The organism is Mesorhizobium sp. WSM4814, assembly GCF_055811595.1.
Genome location: NZ_JBVVQT010000008.1, coordinates 138,708 through 165,136, shown reverse-complemented (window position 1 = coordinate 165,136; position 26,429 = coordinate 138,708). Strand labels below are relative to the sequence as shown.

Annotated in this window: 21 protein-coding genes and 1 pseudogene; 14 read left to right on the top strand and 8 right to left on the bottom strand. The window is 63.1% G+C overall.

What is annotated here, in order from left to right; translation table 11 throughout:
* Window positions 1–7: 7 nt before the first annotated feature.
* From AC0L2V_RS15235 to topA, 3 genes are read right to left on the bottom strand one after another with little or no spacing between them, the layout of a single operon-like run.
* On the bottom strand, window positions 8–460 hold the full coding sequence (locus AC0L2V_RS15235) for a DUF983 domain-containing protein (protein ID WP_091593591.1): 453 nt from the start codon (window positions 458–460) through the stop codon (window positions 8–10).
* Window positions 460–2,766, bottom strand: a complete 2,307-nt coding sequence (gene rnr, locus AC0L2V_RS15230; RefSeq protein WP_473520524.1) for a ribonuclease R — start codon at window positions 2,764–2,766, stop codon at window positions 460–462. Before rnr ends, AC0L2V_RS15235 begins: the two co-directional genes overlap by 1 nt.
* 6 nt (window positions 2,767–2,772) lie before the next feature.
* Window positions 2,773–5,412: a type I DNA topoisomerase gene (gene topA, locus AC0L2V_RS15225; protein ID WP_473520523.1), complete on the bottom strand. Its 2,640-nt coding sequence runs from the start codon at window positions 5,410–5,412 to the stop codon at window positions 2,773–2,775.
* Window positions 5,413–5,827: 415 nt separating this feature from the next.
* On the opposite strand from topA, the gene AC0L2V_RS15220 reads away from it, so the two are divergent.
* The 5 genes from AC0L2V_RS15220 (at window position 5,828) to AC0L2V_RS15200 (ending at window position 11,557) form a co-directional block, all read left to right on the top strand.
* Entirely contained in the window at window positions 5,828–6,574 is a 747-nt protein-coding gene (locus AC0L2V_RS15220; protein ID WP_091593984.1) for a cytochrome c biogenesis CcdA family protein, read from the top strand.
* A gap of 348 nt (window positions 6,575–6,922) precedes the next feature.
* Window positions 6,923–8,284 carry a bifunctional UDP-N-acetylglucosamine diphosphorylase/glucosamine-1-phosphate N-acetyltransferase GlmU gene (gene glmU, locus AC0L2V_RS15215; RefSeq protein ID WP_473520522.1) on the top strand — a complete coding sequence of 454 codons (1,362 nt, stop codon included), beginning with the start codon at window positions 6,923–6,925 and terminating at the stop codon, window positions 8,282–8,284.
* A gap of 158 nt (window positions 8,285–8,442) precedes the next feature.
* Entirely contained in the window at window positions 8,443–10,266 is a 1,824-nt protein-coding gene (gene glmS, locus AC0L2V_RS15210) for a glutamine--fructose-6-phosphate transaminase (isomerizing) (RefSeq protein ID WP_473520521.1), read from the top strand.
* Between the two features lie 152 nt (window positions 10,267–10,418).
* Window positions 10,419–10,718 carry a HigA family addiction module antitoxin gene (locus AC0L2V_RS15205; RefSeq protein WP_473508553.1) on the top strand — a complete coding sequence of 100 codons (300 nt, stop codon included), beginning with the start codon at window positions 10,419–10,421 and terminating at the stop codon, window positions 10,716–10,718.
* Window positions 10,719–10,798: 80 nt separating this feature from the next.
* Window positions 10,799–11,557 carry a DUF502 domain-containing protein gene (locus tag AC0L2V_RS15200; RefSeq protein WP_473508552.1) on the top strand — a complete coding sequence of 253 codons (759 nt, stop codon included), beginning with the start codon at window positions 10,799–10,801 and terminating at the stop codon, window positions 11,555–11,557.
* Here the strand turns inward: AC0L2V_RS15200 and recG are convergent.
* A complete protein-coding gene (gene recG / locus AC0L2V_RS15195; RefSeq protein ID WP_473520520.1) occupies window positions 11,509–13,620 on the bottom strand; it encodes an ATP-dependent DNA helicase RecG in 2,112 nt (703 codons plus the stop codon). The genes AC0L2V_RS15200 and recG overlap by 49 nt on opposite strands.
* Before the next feature lie 295 nt (window positions 13,621–13,915).
* Here recG and AC0L2V_RS15190 point away from each other — a divergent pair, with 295 nt between their 5' ends.
* From AC0L2V_RS15190 to AC0L2V_RS15175, 4 genes and pseudogenes are all read left to right on the top strand, one after another.
* Window positions 13,916–14,203 (top strand): FAD assembly factor SdhE, encoded by a 288-nt coding sequence (locus tag AC0L2V_RS15190; RefSeq protein ID WP_128169001.1) that lies wholly within the window; start codon window positions 13,916–13,918, stop codon window positions 14,201–14,203.
* A 13-nt stretch (window positions 14,204–14,216) separates the two neighbouring features.
* The gene (mfd, locus tag AC0L2V_RS15185; protein WP_473520519.1) at window positions 14,217–17,714 is read left to right on the top strand and encodes a transcription-repair coupling factor; all 3,498 of its coding nucleotides are present in this window, start codon (window positions 14,217–14,219) and stop codon (window positions 17,712–17,714) included.
* Between the two features lie 307 nt (window positions 17,715–18,021).
* Window positions 18,022–19,395 (top strand): class II 3-deoxy-7-phosphoheptulonate synthase, encoded by a 1,374-nt coding sequence (locus tag AC0L2V_RS15180; RefSeq protein ID WP_091593609.1) that lies wholly within the window; start codon window positions 18,022–18,024, stop codon window positions 19,393–19,395.
* Window positions 19,396–19,424: 29 nt separating this feature from the next.
* A pseudogene (locus AC0L2V_RS15175) lies at window positions 19,425–19,595 on the top strand (dihydrofolate reductase family protein); the annotation flags it as partial.
* 11 nt (window positions 19,596–19,606) lie between these two features.
* Here AC0L2V_RS15175 and AC0L2V_RS15170 read toward each other — a convergent pair.
* Window positions 19,607–20,395, bottom strand: a complete 789-nt coding sequence (locus AC0L2V_RS15170) for an RES family NAD+ phosphorylase (protein WP_473508549.1) — start codon at window positions 20,393–20,395, stop codon at window positions 19,607–19,609.
* Window positions 20,355–20,729, bottom strand: a complete 375-nt coding sequence (locus AC0L2V_RS15165; protein WP_091593990.1) for an MbcA/ParS/Xre antitoxin family protein — start codon at window positions 20,727–20,729, stop codon at window positions 20,355–20,357. The genes AC0L2V_RS15170 and AC0L2V_RS15165 overlap by 41 nt, the downstream gene beginning before the upstream one ends.
* A gap of 235 nt (window positions 20,730–20,964) precedes the next feature.
* Between AC0L2V_RS15165 and AC0L2V_RS15160 the strand changes: the two genes are divergently transcribed.
* From AC0L2V_RS15160 to AC0L2V_RS15150, 3 genes are all read left to right on the top strand, one after another.
* Window positions 20,965–21,384 (top strand): GFA family protein, encoded by a 420-nt coding sequence (locus AC0L2V_RS15160; protein WP_473517097.1) that lies wholly within the window; start codon window positions 20,965–20,967, stop codon window positions 21,382–21,384.
* A 94-nt stretch (window positions 21,385–21,478) separates the two neighbouring features.
* Window positions 21,479–21,838 carry a diacylglycerol kinase gene (locus AC0L2V_RS15155; protein WP_091593617.1) on the top strand — a complete coding sequence of 120 codons (360 nt, stop codon included), beginning with the start codon at window positions 21,479–21,481 and terminating at the stop codon, window positions 21,836–21,838.
* Between the two features lie 98 nt (window positions 21,839–21,936).
* Complete coding sequence (locus tag AC0L2V_RS15150; protein WP_473508547.1) at window positions 21,937–22,518, top strand: hemerythrin domain-containing protein; 582 nt, start codon at window positions 21,937–21,939, stop codon at window positions 22,516–22,518.
* A gap of 3 nt (window positions 22,519–22,521) precedes the next feature.
* On the opposite strand, the gene AC0L2V_RS15145 is transcribed toward AC0L2V_RS15150, so the two are convergent.
* Both AC0L2V_RS15145 and AC0L2V_RS15140 read right to left on the bottom strand, forming a co-directional pair.
* Window positions 22,522–23,109, bottom strand: coding sequence for a DedA family protein (locus tag AC0L2V_RS15145; protein ID WP_473508546.1), 588 nt, complete (start codon window positions 23,107–23,109; stop codon window positions 22,522–22,524).
* On the bottom strand, window positions 23,106–23,669 hold the full coding sequence (locus tag AC0L2V_RS15140; protein WP_091593994.1) for a DUF1003 domain-containing protein: 564 nt from the start codon (window positions 23,667–23,669) through the stop codon (window positions 23,106–23,108). Before AC0L2V_RS15140 ends, AC0L2V_RS15145 begins: the two co-directional genes overlap by 4 nt.
* 89 nt (window positions 23,670–23,758) lie before the next feature.
* Between AC0L2V_RS15140 and AC0L2V_RS15135 the strand changes: the two genes are divergently transcribed.
* Both AC0L2V_RS15135 and AC0L2V_RS15130 read left to right on the top strand, forming a co-directional pair.
* Complete coding sequence (locus tag AC0L2V_RS15135) at window positions 23,759–24,472, top strand: DNA-3-methyladenine glycosylase I (protein WP_473508545.1); 714 nt, start codon at window positions 23,759–23,761, stop codon at window positions 24,470–24,472.
* Window positions 24,473–24,618: 146 nt separating this feature from the next.
* Window positions 24,619–26,364: an NAD+ synthase gene (locus AC0L2V_RS15130; RefSeq protein WP_473508544.1), complete on the top strand. Its 1,746-nt coding sequence runs from the start codon at window positions 24,619–24,621 to the stop codon at window positions 26,362–26,364.
* Window positions 26,365–26,429 lie beyond the last annotated feature (65 nt).

The window sequence follows — 26,429 nt, the reverse complement described above, 5'->3', positions numbered from 1 at the left end:
CTCGATTTCAAGCCTCGGGATGCGACTCGATCAGATCTTCTTCCCCGCCGAAGCCGTGCATATAGAACGCCCATTGCAGGCCGATGACGGCGCCCTTGACCGGCTGCAGCAAGACGATCGCCATGAGGATGGTCAGCGGCACCCAGATGGCGACGTGCTGCCATGTGGACAGAGTGGAGGCCGCTTCGACACCCATGAAGGCGCCGAGCACGATGTGGCCGACGATGGCCACCACCAGATAGGCCGGCAGGTCGTCGGCGCGGTGGTGATGAAGCGCCTCACCGCAATGATCGCATGTATCGACGGTCTTGACGAAGGCACGAAACAGCTTTCCCTCGCCGCAATGTGGGCAGCGGCCAAACGCGCCACGCTTCATCGCCGTCCACAGCGGGCGGGCGATCCGTCCCGTGTGCTGTTCGCCGCCGAAAACCTGTTCGTTCATTTTCAGATCGCTTGGCATTACCGTCTCCTGCCGCGCGAGCCTGGACGCGATTGCGACGCACGGGCGCGGCCCTTGGCCTTGTGAAACGACCGTTTGGAGCCGGGCAGCGGCTTTGGGTCGGTCAGCATCTCGAAACGCATCGCGCCGGCCATAGGCGCCACCTCGATCAGGCGAACCTCGACGCGGTCGGCAAGCTGATAGCCCTTGCCGGTGCGTTCTCCGAAAAGCGATCGGGCAGTTTCGTCGCATATATAGTAATCGCCGCCCAGACTTGACACCGGAATGAAACCATCTGCGCCATACTGCGGCAATTGGACAAATAGTCCCGATTTGGTGACGCCCGAAATGCGTGCATCGAAGCAATCGTCGACACGCTCTGCCAGATAGGCGGCGATCAGCCGGTCGACCGTGTCGCGCTCGGCGGCCATGGCGCGGCGCTCGGTGGCTGAGATCAGCGCAGAAACTTCTTCCAGCCGCTCCGCTTCATCCTGCGTCAGTCCGCCTGCACCGAAGCCGAGCGCGGCAATCAGCCCGCGATGCACGATCAGGTCGGCATATCTGCGGATCGGCGAGGTGAAGTGCGCATAGCGTTTCAGGTTGAGGCCGAAATGGCCGATATTGCTTGGCGAATATTCGGCCTGCATCTGCGTGCGCAGCACCACCTCGTTGACCAGCCCCTCATGGTCGGCGCCGCGGACGCGATCCAGGATGCCGTTGAACTGGTTTGGCCGCATCTGGGCGCCGCGCGCCAGCGAAAGGCCAAGCGTCTGCAGGAATTCACGCAGCGATTCCTGCTTGGCGAGCGAAGGTGCGTCATGGATGCGGTAGACCAGCGCCTGTCGTTTCGCCTCCAGCGTCTCGGCCGCCGCGACATTGGCCTGGATCATGAATTCTTCGATCAGCTTGTGCGCGTCAAGCCGCTCCGGCACGACGACGCGGTCAACGGTGCCGTCCTCCTTGAGCAGGATCTTCCGCTCCGGCAGTTCGAGCTCGAGCGGCTGGCGCGTCTCACGACCGCGCTTCACCACGGCATAGGCGTCCCACAGCGGCTTCATCACCGTGTCGAGAATCGGGCCGGTCTTGTCGTCCGGCGCGCCGTCGATCGCGGTCTGCGCCTGGCGATAGGCGAGTTTTGCCGCCGATTTCATCATGATGCGGTGGAACGAATGCCTGAGCTTGCGGCCATCGGCCGAGAAGGTCATGCGGACCGCCAGCGCCGGGCGGTCCTGGCCTTCGCGCAGCGAACAAAGGTCGTTGGAGATGCGCTCCGGCAGCATCGGCACGACGCGATCCGGGAAATAGACCGAGTTGCCACGCTTCAGCGCCTCGCGGTCGAGCGCGGTGCCATAGCGCACATAAGCGGCGACATCGGCAATCGCCACGGTAACGACCACGCCGCCGGGGTTCTTCTCGTCCGGATCTGCTGTCGCGAACACGGCGTCGTCATGGTCCTTGGCGTCGGCCGGATCGATGGTGACCAGCGGCAGCTCGCGCCAGTCTTCGCGGCCGGCCAGCGTCGCCGGTTTGACCGCCTCCGCCTCGGCGGTGACGTCTGCCGGGAAAATATGCGGAATGTCGTGCGCGTGGATGGCGATCATCGAGACCGCCTTTTCGCTGGTCAGCGAACCCAGCACCGCCAGCACCTTGGCCCTGGGCAGCCCGTAGCGGGAGGCCCGCGCCGGCTCGACCTCGACCAGATCGCCGTTCTTGGCGCCGTTCTGGAATTCCTTGTCGACGACCAACTCCGGCTGGCGCCTTTCGACAGGCTCGATGCGGAAGGTACCGTCCTGCAGCACGCGAAAAACGCCGAGAACAGCATCGGTGCGCTTCTCGAAGATCTTCATCACCCGCCCGGTATAGGCAGGGCCGGTCGCATCATCGGTTGGAAAGGTCTTGGCCAGCACGCGGTCGCCAATGCCCGGGGTCGGGCCGCCGCCGCCACGCGACACCCGGATCGCTATGACAGGAGGCTCGCCGTTGCCCACCGCTTCGGTTGGGTGCGCCAAAAGCACGCCGTCGGCATCGCGGCCAAAGATGTCGAGCACGGCGACATGGGCGAGGGAGCCGACGCGGGCGAGCCGCTTGCGCTCCTTGGTCAGCAGGCCTTCATCCTGCAAGTCGCGCAATACGTCCTTCAGCCAGATACGGTCCTCGCCGCGCAGCGCGAACGCCTTGGCGATGTCGCGTTTGCCTGAGCGATCCGGATTTTCGGCGATATAGCGCAGGATTTCGTCGCGGGACGGCCGGTAATCATCCTTGACTTTGGCCCGGGTGTCGGCGGTGCGCAGATCGCCATGACTTCTTCCGGATTCCCTGCGCGCCACGATGCACTATCCCTTCTTGTTGGCCACTTTCTTGGCCGCCATTTTTTGGGCCGCCGGTTTTTTGGCCGCAGGCTTTTTGGCAGGTGCGGCCGCTTTGCGGAAGGGCTTTCTGCCGCCATTGCCGCCCTTGGCTTCCTTCTCGGCAATGAGCGCCACCGCGTCCTCGATCGTCACCGACTGCGGGTCCTTGCCCTTCGGCAGCGTCGCATTGACCTTGCCGAAATTGACATAGGGCCCGTATTTGCCATCACGCACGACGATCTTGCCGCCGCCCGCCGGATGCTCGCCAAGTTCCTTCAAGCCGGCGGGCGTGCCGCCATTGCGACCGCCGGGGCCCTTCAATTGCTTCTCGGCGATCACCGACACGGCGCGGTTGAGACCGATCGAGAACACGTCCTCGATATTGTCGAGATTGGCGTAGGTGCCGTCATGCAGCACGAACGGGCCGTAGCGCCCCAGCCCGGCCGAGATCATCTTGCCGGATTCCGGATGCTTGCCGACGTCGCGCGGCAGCGACAGCAGGGCGAGGGCTTTTTCGTGGTCGATCGAATCGGCGGTCCAGCCCTTGGGCAGGCTGGAGCGCTTGGCTTCCTTGCCGTCGCCGCGCTGGACATAGGGCCCGAAACGACCACTGCGCAGCGTGATTTCCTCCGCCGTATAGGGATCCTTGCCCAGCACCTTGGTGCCGTCCTCGCCATTGCCGTTTTCGGCATTGGGGTTGGCGGCGTCGCCGAGCTGGCGGGTGAAGGAGCATTCGGGATAGTTCGAGCAGCCGACAAAGGCGCCGAATTTGCCGAGCTTCAGCGACAGGTTGCCGGTACCGCATTTCGGGCAGATCCGCGGGTTCGAACCGTCTTCCCGCGCCGGAAACACCAGCGGCGCCAGTTCCTCGTTGAGGGCGTCGAGCACATCGGTGACGCGCAATTCCTTGATATCGGCGACGGCGCCTGAAAAATCCTTCCAGAAATCGCGCAGCACATCCTTCCAGGCGAGCTTGCCGTCGGAAATCTCGTCGAGTTTTTCCTCGAGCGAGGCGGTGAAATCATATTCGACATAGCGCTCGAAGAAGCTTTCGAGGAAGGCCGACAACAGCCGGCCCTTGGCCTGCGGCAACAGCTTGCGCTTGTCCATGCTGACGTAGTCGCGGTCCTCCAGCGTCTTCAGGATCGCCGTGTAGGTCGACGGCCGGCCGATGCCGAGCTCTTCCAGCTTCTTGATCAGCGAGGCTTCCGAATAGCGCGGCGGCGGTTCGGTGGTGTGCTGGGTGGCGTTGATCGCCTCGCGCTCGAGCTGTTCGCCGGCACGGATCTCGGGCAGACGGCGGTCTTCCTCGTCTTCCGCATCCTCGTCCTTCTGGTCGGTGTAGGCGGCAATGAAGCCATCGAAGCGAACGACCGAACCGACGGCGCGAAGCTCCGCGCTGCGGGCGCCGTTGACCGCCTCGATCTCGACGGTGGTGCGCTCGATCTCGGCCGGCTGCATCTGGCTGGCGATGGCGCGTTTCCAGACAATCTCGTAAAGCCGCGCCTGGTCGGCATCGAGATATTGCCTGACCGAAGCCGGCGTGCGCATGAAATCGGTCGGGCGGATCGCTTCGTGCGCTTCCTGGGCGTTCTTGGCCTTGGTCGTGTAGTTGCGCGGCTTTTCGGGCAGGTATTTTGGGCCGAACTCTTTTGCGATCGCATCGCGCGCGGCTGATATCGCCTCGGGCGCCATCTGCACGCCGTCGGTTCGCATATAGGTGATCAGGCCGGTGGTCTCGCCGCCGATGTCCATGCCTTCATAGAGCCGCTGCGCCACCTGCATGGTGCGGCTTGCCGAAAAACCGAGGCGCGAGGAGGCGGCCTGCTGCAGCGTCGAGGTGGTGAAGGGCGGGCCTGGATTGCGCCTGGTCGGCTTGGCTTCGACCGACAGCGCCTTGAAGGTCGCGCCATCCAGCATCGCCTTGATGTCGTCGGCCTGCGCCTTGTTCGAAATGTCGAGCTTTTGCAGTCTCTTGCGATCGAAGGCAGTCAGCCGCGCCTCGAAATTATCCTTGCGCGGCGTGCCGAGAATGGCGGCGATCTGCCAGTATTCCTCGCGGATGAAGCGCTCGATTTCCAATTCGCGGTCGCAGACGAGGCGCAGTGCCACCGACTGGACGCGGCCGGCGGAGCGGGCGCCCGGCAGCTTGCGCCACAGCACGGGCGACAGCGTGAATCCGACGAGATAGTCGAGCGCGCGGCGGGCGAGATAGGCGTCGACCAGCGGCGCATCGATCTGGCGCGGATTGGCCATCGCTTCCAGCACCGACGATTTGGTGATGGCGTTGAAGACGACGCGGCTGACCGGCTTGTCCTTCAGCGCACGCTTCTGCTTCAGCACTTCAAGGACATGCCAGGAAATGGCTTCGCCCTCACGGTCCGGATCGGTGGCGAGGATCAGGCCGTCGGCGTCTTTGACCGCCTTGGCGATGTCGGCAAGACGTTTGCTCGAGGCGGTGTCGACAGCCCAGGACATGGCAAAATCCTCGTCCGGACGCACCGAGCCATCCTTGGCCGGCAGATCGCGGACGTGGCCGAACGAGGCCAGGACCTTGTAGTTCTTTCCGAGGTACTTGTTGATTGTCTTCGCTTTGGCCGGCGATTCGACGACGACGACGTCCATGAGGTCTCATATCAGCTGTGGTGCGGCAGAAGAATTCCGCTGCGCGCGACGAAATCTCGTATAATTGTCGCTCACATGGCCGTGCTTTTGCATCCGGTCAAGGGCAAGCGCCCAAAATGCAGTCCTGCATTGAGGGGTGCGTCATGTGATATCCGCAATCCTGGATAGGGAGAGCGGCTGCCCTGATCGTTGGACAAACCGGCAATGAATCCGGGAGAACGGGACAAATACTTGCGCCGATATAAGAGAAACATCGATCACGCGCCAGCCCTGGTTTGAAGAGACGGCAGGCATGATGCGACGTTGACGGGCGAGACGGGCGTGGCAAGCGGCCGTGCGACTTGCCACGCGATGGTGATTGGCGGATCGGCGCGGTCGCGGCTATATGGCAGCGCAAACCATCAGGAGTTCGGGAATGGCGTTGGATATCGGCTATGTCAGCGCGGTCGGGGCGGGGGCGATCTCGTTCCTGTCGCCTTGCGTGCTGCCGCTGGTGCCGCCCTATCTCTGCTATATGGCCGGCGTGTCGGTCGATGATTTCCGCGGCAATGCCGGCGCCACCGCCAGGGCCGACGCACGCAGCGCGCTGCTTTTTGCCTCGATCGCCTTCGTTCTCGGCTTCTCGACCGTGTTCGTGGCGCTGGGCGCCGGCGCCTCGACCATCGGCCGGCTGCTGCGCGTCTGGCAGGAGCCGCTGGCGATGGCGGCTGGCGTGCTCATCATCCTGATGGGGCTGAATTTTCTCGGCATATTGCGCATCCCGCTGCTGTCGCGTGAGGCGCGCTTCCAGTCACAGGGCAAGCCGGCCAGTATCGTTGCCGCTTATGTCATGGGACTGGCCTTCGCCTTCGGCTGGACACCCTGCATCGGACCGGTGCTGGGTCCGATCCTGACGCTGGCCGGCGGCCGCGAGACGGTGGGCGAGGGCGCGGCTCTGCTTGCCGCCTATTCGCTCGGCCTCGGCATACCGTTCCTGGTCGCGGCGCTGTTTTCCGGCGCCTTCATGCGCTTTCTCGCAAAATTCCGCGTCCATCTCGGCCGCGTCGAAAAGGCGATGGGCGCGCTGCTGGTCGTCGCCGGCGTGTTTTTCCTGACCGGCGGCGTGCAGGCCGCATCCTACTGGCTGCTGGAGAATTTCCCGGTGCTGGGGCAGTTGGGGTGAAATTGGATCAATGCTGTCGCAAATTGGTGTTGCCGGCCCGCAATCGCTTCAGGTCTGCGCTGCCCCTCATCGCCCTGCCGGGCACTTCTCCCCGTATAGTGACGGGGAGAAGGGACGCCTTCGCAGAGGATTTCGCCAATCTCCAACGCTGCAGAAAGAGCGCCAAGGTTGCGGCCAGCCCTCTTCTCCCCGTCACTATACGGGGAGAAGGTGCCGGCAGGCGGATGAGGGGCAGCGCCGAGTTCGAAAATTGGACTGCCGCAAATCTCACCGGAATTTAACCGCATTGGTGCAGCATGGCGCCAATCCATGCCTTGATTCCCAACCCTCTTTATATGGTCGCATTCCATGAGCCAGAGAACCTGCCTGTCCGTCATCCTCGCCGCCGGCGAGGGCACGCGCATGAAAAGCGCTGTGCCAAAAGTGCTGCACCCGATCGCCGGCCTGCCGATGGTCGCCCATGTCGTCAAGGCTGCGGAAGCCGCAGGCAGCGGTGATCTGGCGCTGGTGATCGGCCATGGCGCGGACGAGATGCGCAAGGCCACGCAAAAATTCGCGCCGAAGGCGGAGATCTTCGTCCAGGACAAGCGGCTCGGCACGGCGCATGCCGTTCTGGCGGCTCGCGACGCGATCTCAAAGGGTTACGACGACATCCTCGTCATGTTCGGCGACACGCCGCTGATCGACCCGGAGGTGCTGAGTGCTGCGCGTCTGAAACTGGCCGGAGGCGCTGCCGTCGTTGTGGTCGGCTTCCGCACGTCAAATCCGTCCGGCTATGGCCGACTGATCGAAAAAGGCGGCAAGCTCATCGCCATCCGCGAGGAAAAGGACTGCACCGACGAGGAGAAGAAAATCACCTTCTGCAATGGCGGGCTGATGGCGGTTGCAGGCAAGCACGCGCTGCAGCTGCTCGACCAGGTCGGCAACGACAACGCCAAGGGCGAATATTATCTCACCGACATCGTCGAGATCGCAGGCGGGCAAGGCCTTAATGTCATCGCCGCAGAAGCTGGCTTTGAAAATGTGCTCGGCATCAACAACCGCGCCGAACTCGCTGCGGCGGAAGGCATCTGGCAGGCGCGCCGGCGGCGCGAAGCCATGCTCTCCGGGGTTTCGCTGATCGCGCCCGAAACCGTCTTCTTTTCGCACGATACCGAGATCGGCGCCGACACGATCGTCGAGCCCAATGTCTGGTTCGGGCCGAGCGTGACAATCGCCACCGGTGCCAGGATCCATGCCTTCAGCCATATTGAAGGCGCCACGATCGCTTCGAATTGCGCTGTTGGTCCGTTTGCGCGGCTGCGGCCGGGTTCCGATCTCAAGCAAAAAGCCAAGGTCGGCAATTTCTGCGAGGTCAAGCAGGCGACGGTCGAGGAGGGCGCCAAGGTCAATCACCTGACCTATATCGGCGATGCCCGCGTCGGCGCCGGCGCCAATATTGGCGCTGGAACCATCACCTGCAATTATGACGGCTACTCGAAATTCTTCACCGACATCGGCGAAGGCGCCTTCGTCGGCTCGAATTCGTCGCTGGTGGCGCCTGTCACAATCGGCAAGGGCGGCTACGTCGCTTCGGGCAGCGTGATCACCGAAAGCGTGCCCGACGATGCGCTCGCCTTCGGCCGCGCCCGCCAGAAGACGCTGCCTGGCAAAGGCAAGGAATTGCGCGAGCGTTTTGCTGCGGCTGCGGCGGCCCGGAAAAAAGGCTAGCCTGGCTGCTGTAACCGGATTGCAAGCGCACTCGGTCATGGTGCATTTGTGCAGAACCGTTCCGGCTGATACGGAACGAAGCGCAATGTGATTTTCGCGGCAGCCCGGCCAACCCTAAATGGCGCCGGGTTTTCATGCCGGAATCGGGGGCAACGTCTATGTGCGGTATCGTCGGAATTGTCAGTCACTCGCCGGTCGCGCCACTGATCGTCGATGCGCTGAAAAGGCTCGAATATCGCGGCTATGATTCGGCCGGAGTCGCCACCGTCGAGCACGGCCAGCTGGCGCGTCGCCGCGCCGAGGGCAAGCTGATCAATCTCGAACGCCGGCTGAAGGACGAACCGCTCGACGGCATGATCGGCATCGGCCACACGCGCTGGGCGACGCATGGCGTGCCCAACGAGACCAATGCGCATCCGCATTTTTCCGATGGCGTCGCCATCGTCCACAACGGGATCATCGAGAATTTCGCCGAATTGCGCGACGAGCTGATGCGCGACGGCTACACATTTTCATCGCAGACCGATACCGAGGTCGTCGCACACTTGGTGGGGCGCGAACTGACCAGGGGCCTGCAGCCGGTCGAGGCCGCGCACCAGGCGCTGAAGCGGCTGGAAGGCGCCTTTGCGCTGGCAATCATGTTCAGGGGAGACGAGGATCTCATCGTTGGCGCGCGCAACGGCCCGCCGCTGGCCGTCGGCCATGGCGATGGCGAGATGTTTTTGGGCTCCGACGCTATCGCGCTTGCCCCCTTCACCAATTCGATCACCTATCTGGAGGACGGCGACTGGGCGGTGGTGCGCCGTAACGACGTCGCCATCTTCGACATGGACGGCAACAAGGTCGAGCGCAAGCGCCAGCAGTCGCTTAGCACCAGCTTCATGGTCGACAAGGGCAACCGGCGCCATTTCATGGAGAAGGAAATCCATGAGCAGCCCGAGGTGATCTCGCACACGCTGGCGCATTATGTGGATTTCGTTGGCGGTGTCTCGAAGCCGCTCGACCTGCCGTTCGATTTCGCCAAAATCGACCGGCTGGCGATTTCGGCCTGCGGCACTGCCTATCTGGCCGGCCTGATCAGCAAATACTGGTTCGAGCGCTATGCGCGGCTGCCGGTCGACATCGATGTCGCTTCGGAATTCCGTTACCGTGAAATGCCGCTGTCGAAGACAGACGCCGCCTTCTTCATCTCGCAATCGGGCGAGACCGCCGACACGCTGGCCTCGCTGCGCTATTGCCGCAAAGCGGGCATGAAGATCGGCGCAGTCGTCAATGTCCGCGAATCGACGATGGCGCGCGAATCCGACGTTATTCTGCCGACGCTGGCCGGACCGGAGATCGGCGTCGCCTCGACCAAGGCCTTCACCTGTCAATTGTCGGTGCTGGCCTCGCTTGCCGTGCGGGCCGGCGTGGCGCGCGGTACGATTTCGCAAGAACAGGAAACGACGCTGGTCCGCCAACTGTCGGAAGCGCCGCGCTATGCCAACCAGGTCCTGAAACTCGACGGCCAGATCGAAAAGGTCGCGCGCGACCTCTCGCACTACAAGAACGTGCTCTATCTTGGCCGCGATACCAATTTCCCGCTGGCCATGGAAGGCGCGCTGAAGCTCAAGGAAATCTCCTATATCCATGCCGAGGGCTATGCTGCCGGCGAGCTGAAGCACGGGCCGATCGCGCTGATCGACGAGAACATGCCGGTGATCGTCATTGCCCCGCATGACCGGATTTTTGAAAAAACCGTGTCGAACATGCAGGAAGTGGCGGCGCGCGGCGGCAAGATCATCCTGATCACCGACAGCAAGGGTGCCGCGCACGCCACGGTGAAGACGATGGAGACGATCGTGCTGCCGGACGTGCCGGAAATCATCTCGCCGATCATCTACGCGCTGCCAATCCAGATGCTGGCCTATTTCACCGCGGTGTTCATGGGCACCGACGTCGACCAGCCGCGCAACCTGGCGAAATCGGTGACGGTGGAGTAAGGGCTGGCAAGTTTCGACCAGCTGCCGATAGGTCCGGTGACGGTTAGTATCAGTTATTGATACATATTTCACTGATGCTGGCGCCGAGGATGTGGAGATCGTCGACTACCATTGAGTGGGCACTTGCCCTAATCCTTCGAGGTCCCTGAACCATGCTCAAGTTCGCACGTCCAATTCACCCCGGAGGATTCCTGCGCGAGGAATATCTCCTCCCGCTTGGCATGAGCGCTGGCGCGCTGGCGAAGAAGCTTAATCTTCCGCGCACTCGTATCGAACGCATTGCCAAGCAAGAGATCGGCTTGACTCCCGATACCGCGCTTCGCCTCGCCAGGTTCTTCAACACCACGCCGGAATTCTGGATGAATTTTCAGCAGGCCTATGAGCTCGAAACCGAGGCACGGAAACTCGCGCCTGAGCTCGAGAAGATCGAGCCGCTGGAAGTCGCGGCATAGTTGATCATTTAAAAAATTCGCAGTTCCAAAGCCGGATGCGGTTCATTAATGTCGCGCCGCAATCAGCGCTGCGGTGAACCATGTCCGATGCTTCCAAGACCTCAGGCATGACCCGGCTGCGGAATTACTTTCTGACAGGCTTTGTCGTCTGCGCGCCGCTGGCGATCACCGCCTACATCGCCTGGTCGTTCATCGGCTGGGTCGATTCCTGGGTGAAACCCTATATTCCGGCGCGTTACAACCCCGATAGCTATCTGCCGGCGCCGGTTCCGGGATTCGGGCTGATCGTCGCCTTGATCCTGATCACCCTGATCGGGTTCCTGACCGCCAATATCGTTGGCCGGGCTATCGTCTTGTTCGGTGAGCGGCTGCTCGGCCGCATGCCGCTGGTGCGCGGCATCTATGGGTCGCTGAAGCAGATCTTCGAGACCGTGCTGTCGAACAAGGGCGACATGTTTCGCCAGGTCGGGCTGGTCGAATACCCGCGCAAGGGCGTCTGGTCGCTGGTCTTCGTTGCCAGCGAGAAGGAAACCGAGATCAACCAGAAGCTCGACCAGGAGGGTGATCCGCTGATCGCGGTGTTCATGCCGTGCACGCCCAACCCGACCACCGGCTTCCTGATGTATGTGCCGAAATCCGATATCGTGCTGCTCGACATGACGATCGAGGACGGCGCCAAGCTGATCGTTTCGGCAGGGCTGGTGGCGCCGGCGGTCAAGACGAACATGGTGACGTTGAACGGCAAGCCGATCGGCGTTCAGGTCGGCAATCCGCCGGTCGACGCCGGGCCTCAGCCGGCGCGCAAGAGCCGCACCGCCTCGTCGCGGCCGAACAAATAAAGCAGCATGCGAAGGGCGGCGCCGCGTTCGGATTGCAGTTCCGGATCGCGCGACAGGATCAGCCGCGCGTCGTCGCGGGCGGCTTCGAGCAGGTCGGCATGCGCCTCGATGCGCGCCACCTGGAAGCCAGGTGTGCCGGACTGGCGGGTGCCGAGCAACTCGCCTTCGCCACGCAGTTTCAGATCTTCCTCGGCGATGCGAAACCCGTCCTCGGTCTCGCGCATCACTGACAGCCGGCGCGTTGCCGTCTCGCCGAGCGGGTCCTTGTAGAGCAGCACGCAGGACGACGGTTTTTCGCCGCGACCGACCCGGCCGCGCAACTGGTGCAGCTGGGCGAGGCCGAAGCGCTCGGCATGCTCGATGACCATGATCGTCGCATCCGGCACATCGACGCCGACCTCGATGACCGTGGTGGCGATCAGGATGCGTGTCTCGCCGGCCTTGAAGGCGCGCATCGCCTCGTCTTTTTCGGCGCCCTTCATGCGGCCGTGCACCAGGCCGATCCGGTCGCCGAACAGCGGCTTCAAGGAGGCAAAACGGTCCTCCGCCGACATCAGCTTGATCTCTTCGGATTCTTCGACCAGAGGACAGATCCAATAGATCTTCTGGCCGTCGGCGACGGCGTCGCGCATGCGGCCGACAAGTTCGTCGAGCCGCTCGAGCGACACGGTGACGGTGCGGATCGGCTGGCGACCGGCCGGCTTTTCCGTCAGCTTCGACACATCCATGTCGCCGAAGGCGGTCAGCACCAGCGTGCGCGGGATCGGCGTCGCCGTCATTACCAGCATGTCGGGCGCGTCGCCCTTGGCGGTGATGGCGAGCCGCTGGTGGACGCCAAACCGGTGCTGCTCGTCGATGACGGCAAGGACCAGGTCGTGGAACGTCACCGTTTGCTGGAACAGCGCGTGGGTGCCGACGACGATGTCGATCTCGCCACTGGCCAGACTGGTCAGCGTCTCGGTGCGCTCGCGGCCCTTTTCGCGCCCGGTGAGGATGGCGATGCGCAGGCCGGCTTGTTCGGCCAACGGCGCAATCGTCGCAAGATGCTGGCGTGCCAGGATTTCGGTCGGCGCCATCAATGCCGCCTGGCCGCCGGCCTCGACAGCGCGCGCCATGGCGAGCAGCCCGACAACCGTCTTGCCTGACCCGACATCGCCCTGCAGCAGGCGCAGCATGCGTTCGGGGTCACCGAGATCGGCATTGATTTCGGCAAGCGCCATTTCCTGCGAATTGGTCAGCGAATAGGGAAGCGCGGCGCGCAGCTTTTCGACGAAGCGGCCGTCCCCGACCAGCGGCCGGCCGGACAGGCGGCGGACTTTTGCGCGCACCAGCGCCAGCGACACCTGGCCTGCCAGAAACTCGTCATAGGCGAGACGCCGCCAGGCCGCGCCGTCGACCGACACGTCGACCGGGTCGGCGGGATTGTGGATGCGGGCGAGCGCATCGCCGAAGGCGGGAAAGCTGCGGCGGCGCAGAAACTCATCCTCCTGCCATTCCGGCAGCACCGGCAAGCGAGCGAGCGCCTGGCCGATTGCCCGGCGCAGCACTTTTCCCGAGAGCCCGGCGGTGAGCGGATAGACCGGCTCGACCAGCGGCAGGTTTTCCGCTTCGCTGGCCAGCGCGATGTGGTCGGGATGAACCATGGTCGGGCGGCCGTTGAACCATTCCATGCGGCCGGAGACCACGACATGCTCGCCCTCGGGCATTGCTTTTTCGAGATAGGCAGCGTGCGCATGGAAGAAGGTCAGCGCGATCTCGCCGGTGTCGTCATGGGCGTAAACCCGGTACGGCACCGATCTGTTGCCGCGCGGCGGCGGCTGGTGGCGATCGATGCGCACTTCCAGGGTGACGATCGCGCCTTCGGCCGAACCGGCGATGCCCGGCCGGTTGCGGCGGTCGATCACCGAATGCGGCAGCACGAACAGAAGATCGCCGGCACGTGCGGGGCGGCGGTCGCCGAGATCGGCCGGCACGATTTTCTCGATCAGTGCGCCGACCTTCGGCCCGACGCCGGCAAGCGAGGTGATCGGGACAAACAGCGGATCGAGGAGGGAAGGTCTCATGGGTGTCGGCGCTCACCCCCCTCTGGCCTGCCGGCGATCTCCCCCTCAAGGGGGGAGATCGGCAGCTTTGGCCTCATCGCCCATCCTGCAGCGGTGGAGATTGGCGAAATCAGTCGCGACGGCAAATCTCCCCCCTTGAGGGGGAGATGTCCGGCAGGACAGAGGGGGGTCTTAGCGCCGACGGTGTCAGGAGTGTATGTCACACCGGGATGTTAGACACCCACCGGACCGTTGCAAGGCTGACACCGCGCTCTATCCACGCTATATGCGCCGCTTCAGGCAAGGATGCTGGACAATGACCGGAACGAGACGATCAAGCGAGGGGCTCGACGCCCGCCGCCGCAAGCTTCTGTTTCGATCCTGGCATCGCGGCATGCGCGAAATGGACCTTATTCTCGGCAGTTTCGCCGACGCCGAGATCGGCGCCTTGACCGGCGACGAACTCGACCAATATGAGAGGCTCCTCGAAATTGCCGATACCGAATTCCTGCCCGTGATCACCGGCGAGCGGCCGATTCCGGCTGACATCGACTGTGCCGTCCTGCAAAAAATCCTGGCGTCGCGCCAGGCGATGACATTCTGAAATACGTGATTTCATGAGCCTGATCCCCACAATCGGCCTGCCGAAAGGCCGCGCCGGCCAGTTCATCGTCGACGGCGTCGCCGACGGTTACGAAGCCTTCGCGCTGGTGCAGGCCGCGCACGAGATCGCGCCCGACAAGCCGGTGCTGTTCGTGGCACGCGACGGCCAGCGCCTGCCTTCGATCGTCGAGGCGCTTTCCTTCGCCGCGCCTGGCCTGCCGGTGCTCGAACTGCCGGCCTGGGATTGTCTGCCCTATGACCGCGTTTCGCCCGGCCCGGATGCAGCCGCGCGGCGACTGGACGCGCTCACCGCGATGATCGCGTTGGCAAAAAATCCGCACCGCGCCGTCATCCTGACCACTGCCAACGCGCTGCTGCAGCGCATTCCGCCGGCAAGCCTTGTCGAGGCGCAGACATTTCACGCCAAACCCGGCAACCAGATCGACATGAACGCACTGGCGTCGCGGTTGGAGATATCAGGCTTCGAGCGGGTGCCGACCGTGCGCGGCGTCGGCGAGTTCGCCGTGCGCGGCGGCATTCTGGACCTGTTGGCGCCGGGCTGGACGGAAGCGCTGCGGCTCGATTTCTTCGGCGATACGCTGGAATCGATCCGCGTCTTCGACGCCGCCACGCAGCGCACCACCGGCCAGCGCAAGTCGATGGCGCTGCAGGCGATGAGCGAAGTGGCGCTGACGCCGGAGACCATCAGCCGCTTCCGCCGCTCCTACATCGACGCTTTTGGCGCGCCCTCGCGTGACGATGGGCTCTATGCGGCGGTCAGCGAGGGACGGCGTTTTGCCGGCATGGAGCACTGGCTGCCGTTCTTCTACGAGCGGCTGGAGACGGTGTTCGACTATCTGCCGGACACGGCTGTCGTGTTCGACCATCTGGCACATGAGGCACTGGCCGAGCGCCATGCGCTGATCCTCGACCATTACGAGGCGCGCAGGAAGCAGGCCGACGGCGCGCTGAAGGACGCCGTCCCCTACAAGCCGGTGCCGCCCGACCTGCTTTATCTGTCGCCGGAAAACCTCATCGCCTCGCTTGGCCCGCGCGAGGCGATCGACTTCACGCCGTTCGACGCGCCCGACGCCGGCGCCAGGAAAATCTACCATGCCGGGTCGCGGCACGGCCGCAGCTTCGTCGAGGAACGCGCCGACCCCAACGTCAACGTCTTCGACGTCGTTGTAAAACACATTGGCGACGAGCGCGCCGCCCGCCGCCGCGTCGTCGTCGCCGGCTGGACCGAAGGTTCGCTCGACCGGCTCGGCCAGATCCTGGCCGAGCATCATCTCGGCAGCCTCGAGCCGGTGGCTACGCTGGCCGAGGCGGAAAAGCTCGAACCGGGACAGGCGGGACTTGCCGTGCTGCCGCTCGAATCCGGCTTCGAGACCGAGAAACTGGTCGTCGTCGCCGAGCAGGACATTCTGGGCGACCGGCTCATCCGTCGCTCGAAGCGCAAGAAGCGCCCTTCCGATTTCATCGCCGAGGCCTCGGCTTTGTCCTCCGGCGACATCGTCGTCCATAGCGACCACGGTATTGGCCGCTTCATCGGGCTGCGCACCATCGAGGCGGTCGGCGCGCCGCATGATTGCCTCGAAATCCATTACGCCGGCGACGACCGGCTGTTCCTGCCGGTGGAGAACATCGAGCTTTTGTCGCGCTATGGCTCGGATTCGACTGAGGCGACATTGGACAAGCTTGGCGGCGGCGCCTGGCAGTCCAGAAAAGCGCGGCTGAAGAAACGCCTGCTCGACATGGCCGGACAGTTGATCCGCATCGCCGCCGAGCGGCAGATGCGCGCTGCCCCTTCGCTGGTGCCGGCAGACGGTCTCTATGACGAATTCGCCGCGCGGTTTCCCTATGAGGAGACCGACGACCAGCAGACGGCGATCGATTCGGTCATGGGCGACCTGGGCGCCGGCAAGCCGATGGATCGGCTGATCTGCGGCGATGTCGGCTTCGGCAAGACCGAGGTGGCACTTCGTGCCGCCTTCATTGCGGCGATGGAAGGCTTTCAGGTCGCGGTGGTGGTGCCGACGACGCTGCTGTCGCGCCAGCATTTCAAGACCTTCTCGCAGCGCTTCTCCGGCGTGCCGATCCGCGTCGCCCAGGCCTCGCGGCTGGTCGGCGCCAAGGAACTGGCGGAGGCCAAGAAAGGCATCGCCGACGGCACCGTCGACATCGTCATCGGCACTCACGCGCTGCTCGGCTCGTCGATCTCGTTCAAGAATCTCGGCCTGTTGATCATCGACGAGGAACAGCATTTTGGCGTCAAGCACAAGGAACGGCTGAAGGACCTGAAGAGCGACGTGCATGTGCTGACGCTGTCGGCAACGCCGATCCCGCGCACGCTGCAACTGGCATTGACCGGGGTGCGCGAACTGTCGCTGATCGCCACGCCGCCGGTCGACCGCCTGGCGGTGCGCACCTTCATCTCGCCTTTCGACCCGCTGGTCATTCGCGAGACCCTGCTGCGGGAACGCTACCGCGGCGGTCATTCCTTCTATGTCGTGCCACGCATCAGCGATCTGGCGGAAATTCATGATTTCCTTCGTGAATCCGTGCCCGAACTAAAGGTGGCTGTCGCTCACGGCCAGATGCCGCCCGGCGAGCTCGACGACATCATGAACGCCTTCTACGACGGCCAGTACGACGTGCTGTTGTCGACCACCATCGTCGAATCCGGCCTCGATATCCCGACCGCCAACACGCTGATCGTGCATCGCGCCGACATGTTCGGCCTGTCGCAGCTCTACCAGCTGCGCGGCCGCGTCGGCCGCTCGAAGGTGCGCGCCTATGCGCTGTTCACGCTGCCGGCCAACCGCAAGCTGACCGATACCGCCGAGCGCCGGCTGAAAGTGCTGCAGTCGCTCGACACGCTCGGCGCCGGTTTCCAGCTCGCCAGCCACGATCTCGACATCCGAGGTGCCGGCAATCTTCTCGGCGAGGAGCAGTCCGGCCATATCAAGGAGGTCGGCTTCGAGCTCTACCAGCAGATGCTGGAAGAGGCCGTCGCCGAGGTCAAGGATTCCGGCGAGGTGCAGGATGGCGGCTGGTCGCCGCAGATCGCCGTCGGCACGGCGGTGATGATCCCCGAAAACTATGTTCCGGACCTGCAGCTGCGGCTGGCGCTCTACCGCCGCCTCGGCGATCTCGAAAACACCGAGGAGATCGACGCTTTCGGCGCCGAGCTGATCGACCGGTTCGGACCGCTGCCGGAGGAAGTGAAGCATCTCTTGAAGATCGTCTTCATCAAGGCGCTGTGCCGCAAGGCCAATGTCGAAAAGCTCGATGCCGGACCAAAGGGCGTCGTCATCCATTTCCGCAAGCGCGAGTTCTCCAACCCCGTCGGGCTGGTCACCTTCATCGGCGAGCAGGGTTCGCTGGCCAAGATCCGGCCGGACCACAGCGTCGTTTTCGTCCGCGACTGGCCGACACCTGAAAAGCGGCTGGCCGGTTCAGCGGTCGTCATGACGCAGCTGGCAAGGCTGGTGGAGAAGGCGGCTTAGCGCGGCTCGGCCGGCTCCCCCTTCTCCCCTTGTGGGAGAAGGTGGCCGCGAAGCGGTCGGATGAGGGGTGTTCCAGCTTGGCAAAACCGCGCTCCGGCCAACACCCCTCATCCGTCTTGGCGCTGCGCGCCAATCCACCTTCTCCCACAAGGGGAGAAGGAAAGACAGGCGGCGAGCTTGTGCCATTCGCCACCACCGAAATTCCGGTCTAGAATAGGAAATCGGCTTCGTGTATGGAGCCGCGATCCCCATATTGGGGCGAAATGGCGGGCGACAGCACCCGCTGGAAAGAATTTTGGGTGCAACGATGACGAAATGGTCGCCGAATTCGTGGAGAGCAAAGCCGATCCAGCAGGTTCCTGCCTATCCGGATCTTGCCGCGCTGAAGAACACGGAAGCCCAACTCGCCACCTTTCCACCGCTGGTTTTTGCAGGTGAGGCACGCAAGCTGAAGAAGCAGCTTGCGACCGTCGCTGCCGGTGACGCATTCCTTCTGCAGGGCGGCGATTGCGCCGAGAGTTTTGCCGAACATGGCGCGGACAACATCCGCGACTTCTTCCGCGTCTTCCTGCAGATGTCCGTGGTGCTGACCTTCGCCGGCGCGCAGCCGGTGGTGAAGGTCGGCCGTGTTGCCGGCCAGTTCGCCAAGCCGCGCTCGTCGGACGCCGAGACCAAGGGCGGCGTGACACTGCCCAGCTATCGCGGCGACATCATCAACGGCATCGAGTTCGACGCCAAGTCACGCATTCCCGATCCCGCACGCCAGGAGATGGCCTACCGCCAGTCGGCGGCGACGCTCAACCTGTTGCGCGCTTTTGCGCAGGGCGGCTACGCCAGCCTGGAGAACGTGCATCAATGGATGCTCGGCTTCGTGTCCGACAGCCCGCAGGGCGAGAAATACGAGTCGCTCGCCAACCGCATCACCGAGACGATGGACTTCATGAAGGCTGTCGGCATCACCTCGGAGACCAATTACGCGCTGCGCGAGACCGACTTCTACACCAGCCACGAGGCGCTGCTGCTCGGCTACGAGGAGGCGCTGACCCGCGTCGATTCGACCTCGGGCGACTGGTATGCAACCTCCGGCCACATGATCTGGATCGGCGATCGCACCCGCCAGCCCGACCATGCCCATGTCGAATACTGCCGTGGCATCAAGAACCCGCTGGGCCTGAAATGCGGCCCGTCGCTGACGCCGGACGGCTTGTTGCAGCTCATCGACCTGCTCAATCCGGAAAACGAGCCCGGCCGGCTGACGCTGATCGCGCGCTTCGGCTCCGACAAGGTCGCCGAGCATCTGCCGAAGCTGGTGCGCGCAGTGCAGAAGGAAGGTCGCAGCGTGGTGTGGTCGTCGGACCCGATGCATGGCAACACGATCGAGGCCGCCGGCTACAAGACACGGCCGTTCGACCGCATCCTGAAGGAGGTGCAGAGCTTCTTCGAGGTGCATCGCGCCGAAGGCACGCATCCGGGCGGCATCCATATCGAGATGACCGGCAAGAACGTCACCGAATGCACCGGTGGCGCCCGCGCCATCACCGCCGAGGAATTGCAGGACCGCTACCACACCCATTGCGACCCGCGCCTCAACGCCGACCAGGCGATCGAACTGGCGTTCCTGGTCTCGGACCTGCTCAAGAAAAGCCACCCGGTCCAGCACAAGCAGGCCGTCAACGGCTGATTTCAGTCGTCATCGATTAGGTCTTGCATCTCGCACGCTCCGGTCTGATCGACGAGTACCGGCTCTACATCCACCCGGTCGTGCTTGGCGGCGGCAAGCCGTATTTCAAGTCCGGCCTGTCGCTGAGCTTGAAGCCGCTTGGTAAGGAAAGCCTAACCCAGGGCGTGACGCTGCTGCGCTACGCACCCGTCGGTTTTTAGTCAGGATCCGGCTAGCGGCCGCGCTCCCAGCGCAGTCCGTTGAGCCGGGGATCGGCGGCAAACGCCGTCCTGGAAAACTCGATCCGGTTTTGCGGGAACTCGCAGATCGCCTGCACGCCGAAGGCGCCCAGCCGGATGCGCCAGGTGTGGGGTTCCAGCGGTTTCGGCTTGGCAAAGCCGCTGCATGCCAGCAGCGCCACGTTAGCGCCTTTCGGGTCGCGCACGGAGCGATAGCGGATCGCCTCCAGCCCGGCTTCGCGCGCGACATCGGCAATATTTTGGCAGGCCGCATAGTCGGTCGGGTGCGTCCACGCCGCTGCGTCGCGGTCGAGCGGCGGCCGCGTCAGGTCGATCACCTTTGTGCTGCGTATCGCTGCGGCGAAGGCGGTGTATTCGGCGGCGTCGCGTGGCCACGGCGTAGCCGGCGATTCGGCGAAGAACAGCAGGCGGTAAAAAGCCATCTCAGAGACGGCGGTCATAATGGTTTCCGCCGCATAGTAGACGCCCTTGGTCCTGCCGGCGCGGCGGAAGCGCGAACCGTGCGGATAGATCGAGCCGTAGCGGAAGGGCGTTGCCAGGAGATAATGCAGATGCCGGCATTCCAAGGGGATTTGCGGCTTGGTTTCCTCGATCAGGTCTTCGAGGACGGCCTGCTCGTCGAGCGTGTCAACGACTTTCAATGTCGAGACGCGGTGCTGCGCCTCGACGATGCGCCAGTATTTGCCATCGAGCCCATGCTTGCCACCTCGTTTGGCGGCTTCAGACGAGAGCGCGTCGGGAGTCCAGATAGGCGATGACATCGACAAGCCCTGATATCGTCACGATTTTTTCGAGCGGGGTGCCATCGAAGGCCGTGTTGGCATTCTTCAGCCATGCCCGGGCGACGGTCTCGTCGCCGCCGACAATGGCGTCGAGCGAGCGGAACAGGCGGACGAACAGCACGGCAAGCTCGAACGGCTTGGTTCCACGCTCCAGCAGGAATTCCTGCCTGCGCATGCGCGAAACCGTGGCTTCCGAAACCCCGATGATGGAGGCCAGCATCCTGGCGGTAATGTCCAGCAGGTCGGCGGCGCGCAGCGTCGCCTTGGTCAGCACTGCATTTTCGGCCGTGTTGGCGGCGAGATTGGGTTGCATTGTCGGCAGCGTCTCCTTTCTGATGAAAATATATCGCACAAAAATTCATATGGAAAGGTGTTGCTTTAACAATTGGCGGACCGTCGAGAGGCTGTTGGCGCGGCCTGCCGCTTTGTCCAAACCGTGCTGTGCGGAACACGCCCGTCGAATGTCGCATTCGCTTGAGCACGGCCGCTGCAAAACTGGAATCCTGGCAAGGGACGCCGAGGATCACGGCTGCGTCGGGAGGCCCGAGATGGACAACACACATAGCGGCTCTTGCCTGTGCGGGGCTGTGCGGTTCAAGACGCGAGGGGCCTTGCGCGGCGTCATCTACTGCCACTGCTCGCAATGCCGGAAGCAGAGCGGGCATTTCTACGCTGCAACCAATGTTGCCAACGCAGACATCACGATTATGGGCGCGGAAAGCATCACCTGGTACCAAGCATCGTCGTTTGCCAGGCGCGGTTTCTGCAAGACATGCGGCTCGTTGCTGTTCTGGAAGCCGCAGGATGATGAATATGTCTCGGTTCTCGCCGGACTGTTCGACAAGCCCACCGGACTTCAGGGCCAATGCCACATATTCGTCGGCGACAAGGGCGACTACTACATGATCGACGATGGGCTGCCGCAGTTCGAAAAGTCGACGTCGTCGATCAAGGTCGCCGATGAGTGACAAGCTCGCCGGCAAACGATTTTTGCAGCGATCGCCTTATTCCCTTGATCCGGCCATTGCGCTATCCCCTGCCGGTGGTTCGGAAAGGTTTGGCATGCAGCGGCTGATCGATGCTTTCTACAATTCAGTGCGGGCATTTCGCAAATTGGCTTCCAGCGAAAAAGCCTTCCAGCAGGAGCTGATGCTGCTCGTGCTGGCGCTGCCGCTCGGCTGGTTTGTTTCGGTGTCGTGGCGCGGCTATGCGCTGCTGATCGGCGCGGTGCTGCTGCTGATCATGGTCGAAGTGCTGAACACCGGCATCGAGGCCGCATGCGATGCGTTCAGCCGGGAGTTCAACGTCGATATCCAGCTCGCCAAGGACTGCGGTTCGCTGGCGGTGCTGATTTCGGTGGTGATCGTTGCCGGCGTCTGGGGCATCGCCATCATCGAGCGAATCATGGGGCTACCGATCTAGCCATCAAACCCCTACATGCCGGTCACCACAACCTGATCCCATGATCTGTTCCGAAAACCGGTATCCACTTTCCGGGATCATGGTCTGAGGAGACCGACATGACCGCCGATTCCCTGCTGCTCGAACGCGCAGGCCTGCCGGACGATTTGCGCTGGCTGGCTGAAAAATACCCGCGCGAGGTATGGCAGGGCCACGCCAATATCCATGGCATCGCCACTATGTGGCTGCAGCGGCACGACATGTTCCGCGAGCTCGGCGGCATGCTGACCAACGGCACTGACGACTATCGCGAGGGCAGGCTGACGGCGCCGGAGTTCGCGGGCTGGTTCGCGCCGCGGCTCAACCATTTTCTTGGGCACCTCGACGGCCACCATAATGTCGAGGATATCCATTATTTTCCGGTCTTCGCCAAGGCCGAGACCCGGCTGAAGCGCGGCTTCGAGATTCTCGATGCCGATCATCATACGATCCATGAAGGGCTGGAGCGCAATGCCGAAGCGGCAAACGCTTTCATCCGCACGCTAAGCGAGAGCGAGGACAAGCAGCGCTTTACCGCCGATGCCTATGCCGACGAGAACAGCCGGCTGATCGCCATGCTGACCCGGCACCTTGCCGACGAGGAAGACCTGATCATCCCGCTGATCCTTGATCGCGGCGACCGGGCGCTCGGCATCGACTGATCATCACGTCTCCTTGCTACGCTCCTTCTTGGCAATGGTATGAGCGATGAACCAGGCGAGGATCGCTGCTGCCAGGCCAATCGCCAGGGCGATCAACAATCGCTCGTGACGGACCAGCGCCTGGCCGACGATGCGCTCCGCGCCCAGCCCGAACACATAGCCGACGGTGGTGAACAATCCGGCCCAGACCATCGACGAAATGGCGTTGAGAATGACAAAGCGCGTCACGGCCATGCCGGACAATCCGGCCGCGATGCCGCCGACAAGGCGCAGGCCATAGATAAAGCGGTTCGTCAGCACGAAAATGTCGGGATGGGTGGAGACAAGACGATAGGCGTGGCTGAAACCCGGCCGGCCCTTCAGTTTGACCACGAACGGATGGTCGGCGAAGCTTCGTCCGAGGATAAAGAAACAGCTGTCGCCGGCAAAGGCGCCGATGGCCGCCGCCAGGAACGCCTGCCACAGGACGAAAACATGCTGATGCGCGAAAAACCCGCCGAGGAGGGCGGCACTTTCGCCCTCGGCGACACAGCCCAGAAAGACGGCAATCAGCCCGTATTGCTCGATGAGATTATGGATGGCATCCGTCATGAAGGCGTCCGCTGCTTCGACAAGATATCGTCGATCCGCTTCACCTGTTCGGCCAGCTGCGCGATCTCGTCGCGCATGCCAACGATCTGGCTGTGGCGCAGTTCGTCCAGCTTCTCATGCAGCGCCATGATCTCGATCTCGGCCTTGAGATTGACCTCGTAGTCGTGGGCGGCGTCGATGCGGTCGCGCTCGGCCTGGCGGTTCTGCGCCATCATGATCACCGGCGCCTGCAGCGCAGCGACCATCGACAGGATAAGGTTGAGGAAAATGAAGGGATAGGGATCGAAGGCGTCGCGCGACAAAAGCCAGGCATTGCCTGACGTCCACAGGATCAGGAAGGCGATGAAGACCAGGATGAAGGACCACGAACCGCCGATCCGGGCGATGGTATCGGCGAGGCGGTCGCCAAACGTCTGGTGAAAAGCGACGGCCTTGTTGGTGTCCTTCGCGATCGTGGTGCGTTCGAGCGTGCTTTGCAGCACCTGGCTCTCGACCTGGCTTAGGCCATCCGGCCTTCGCCGCAGCCAGCGGTTTGCCAGATCTTCGATCGTCTTGTTCATTGTCGCCTCCGTCGTCAGCGTCCGCATAGACCTAGAGGCTGCCGGTTCGTGCGGGAAGTGGTAGATTGACGCGACAGGGTGAGGAAACAATGATGGATTTTCAGAAAATCCGCGCCCGCGCGGCCAAACGCAAGGGCGGGGAAGCGGTGCTGGCATCGCTGCTGGGGCCGATGCCCGACAATGCCGCGGTGGCTGACATTTCCGATGATCGCATCCTGTCGACGATGGCCGAGCGTGTTTTCGCCGCCGGATTCGTCTGGCGCGTCATCGAGCAGAAATGGCCGGGTTTCGAACAAGCGTTCCTCGGCTTCGAGCCGAAGCGGCTGTTGTTCCAGCCTGACGATTTCTGGCACGAACTGACGGCCGACGAGCGCATCGTGCGCAATCCGCAGAAGATCAAGTCGGTTCGCGACAACGCGGCTTTCGTCGAGCGTGTGTCGAAGGAGCACGGCGGCTTTGGCAGGTTCCTCGCCGACTGGCCAGAAGACGACCAGGCTGGACTGATGGCCTATCTCGGCAAGCATGGCAGCCGGCTCGGCGGCAATACCGGCCAGTATTTTTTGAGGTGGCTGGAGTGGGACGCCTTCATCATCTCAGGCGACATGGCGGCCGCACTGCGCGACGCCGGCCTGGACATCGCCGAACACCCGACCTCGAAGCGCGATCTCGACAAGATCCAGAACCAGATCAATGCCTGGGCGGCGGACACCGGGCTGCCGCGCCGGCATATTTCGCGCATCCTGGCGATGTCGATCGGCGAAAACCATTCGCCGCAGGCATTGCGCGAATATATGGGCGAATAGGACGCGATCGGTATCCGGCGGTCCGATCGGTCTTACGAATGACCTAGGTCATTCGGTCTGGACACGAATGACATAGGTCATTCGGTCCGGGGTGGTCCAAGCAAACGCCATTGCCCGGCCAATTCCGTCGCGCTAAGTCAGCAGGCATGATCGACAAGACCGCTTCCGACATATTGCGCATCGCCGTCGCCCAACTCAATCCAACGGTTGGCGATGTCGCCGGCAACCTCGCCAAGGCGCGCGAGGCGAGGGCGGATGCCGCTCGACAAGGCGCCGACCTCGTGCTGTTCACCGAGCTTTTCCTCGCCGGTTATCCGCCCGAGGATCTGGTGCTGAAGCCGGCGTTCCTGAAGGCCTGCGAGCAGGCGGCGCAGGATTTCGCTGGCGACACTGCCGATGGCGGGCCGGGCGTCATCATCGGCACGCCGCTGAAGCGCAAGAGCGGCACGCACAATTCGATCATCTTTGCCGATGGCGGCAAGATCCTTGCCGAGCGCTACAAGCTCGATCTGCCGAACTACGGCGAATTCGACGAGAAGCGCGTCTTCCAGGCCGGCCCTGAAATCCAGGGGCCGGTCAATTTTCGCGGCGTGCGCCTGGGAATTCCGATCTGCGAAGATATTTGGGGCGATGTCGGCGTCTGCGAGACGCTGGCCGAAAGCGGCGCGGAAATCCTGCTGGTGCCGAACGGCTCGCCCTATTATCGCGGCAAGGTCGATGTTCGCCACCAGATTGTCATCCGCCAGGTCATCGAATGCGGGTTGCCGATCATCTACGCCAATCAGCTTGGCGGCCAGGACGAACTGATCTTCGACGGCGCGTCGTTTGCCATCGGCGCCGACAAGACGCTGGCCTTCCAGATGAGCCAGTTCGAGGAAACGGTCAACGTCACCACCTGGAAGCGCAACCGCGCCGCCGCAGGCGCGCAAAATAGAAATAACGCCGCGGCGGGCGCGCAACTTGGAAATGGTCCTGATGGCTGGGTCTGCTCCGAAGGACCGATGTCAAAAATCCCGGAAAAGGAGGAGGCCGATTACCGCGCCTGCATGCTGGGCCTGCGCGACTACGTCAACAAGAACGGTTTCAGGAATGTCGTGCTCGGGCTTTCCGGCGGCATCGATTCGGCGATCTGCGCCGCACTTGCCGTCGATGCGCTCGGCGAGGAGCGGCTGCGCGCCGTGATGATGCCCTACCGCTACACTTCTAAGGACTCGCTTAAAGACGCCGAGGATTGCGCCCGCGCGCTCGGCTGCCGTTACGACATCGTGCCGATCTTCGAGCCGGTCGACGGATTCCTGCATACGCTGACGCAGCTTTTCGAGGGCACCAAGCAAGGCATCACCGAGGAAAACCTGCAGAGCCGCGCGCGCGGCACCATTTTGATGGCGATCTCCAACAAGTTCGGCTCGATGGTGGTCACCACCGGCAACAAGAGCGAGATGTCGGTCGGCTACGCCACGCTCTACGGCGACATGAATGGCGGCTTCAACCCGATAAAAGACCTCTACAAGATGCAGGTCTATGCGCTGGCGCGCTGGCGCAATACGCATGTGCCGCCGGGTGCGCTGGGCCCTTCCGGCGAGGTGATCCCGAACAACATCATCGACAAGGCGCCGTCGGCGGAACTGCGCGAGAACCAGACGGATCAGGATTCGCTGCCGCCCTATCCTGTGCTGGACGACATATTGGAGTGTCTGGTCGAGAACGAGATGGGTGTCGACGAGATCGTCGCCCGCGGCCACGACCGGGCAACGGTGACGCGCATCGAGCACCTGCTCTACATTGCCGAATACAAGCGCCGGCAGGCAGCGCCGGGCGTGAAGATCACCAAAAAGAATTTCGGCCGCGACCGCCGTTATCCCATCACCAACCGGTTCAGGGACGGCGGATAGATCGCCGTTTTTTGCTCTGTGAAAATGGCTGCCGCGAGGAAGTGCACAACCCGCGATTGTTGCAA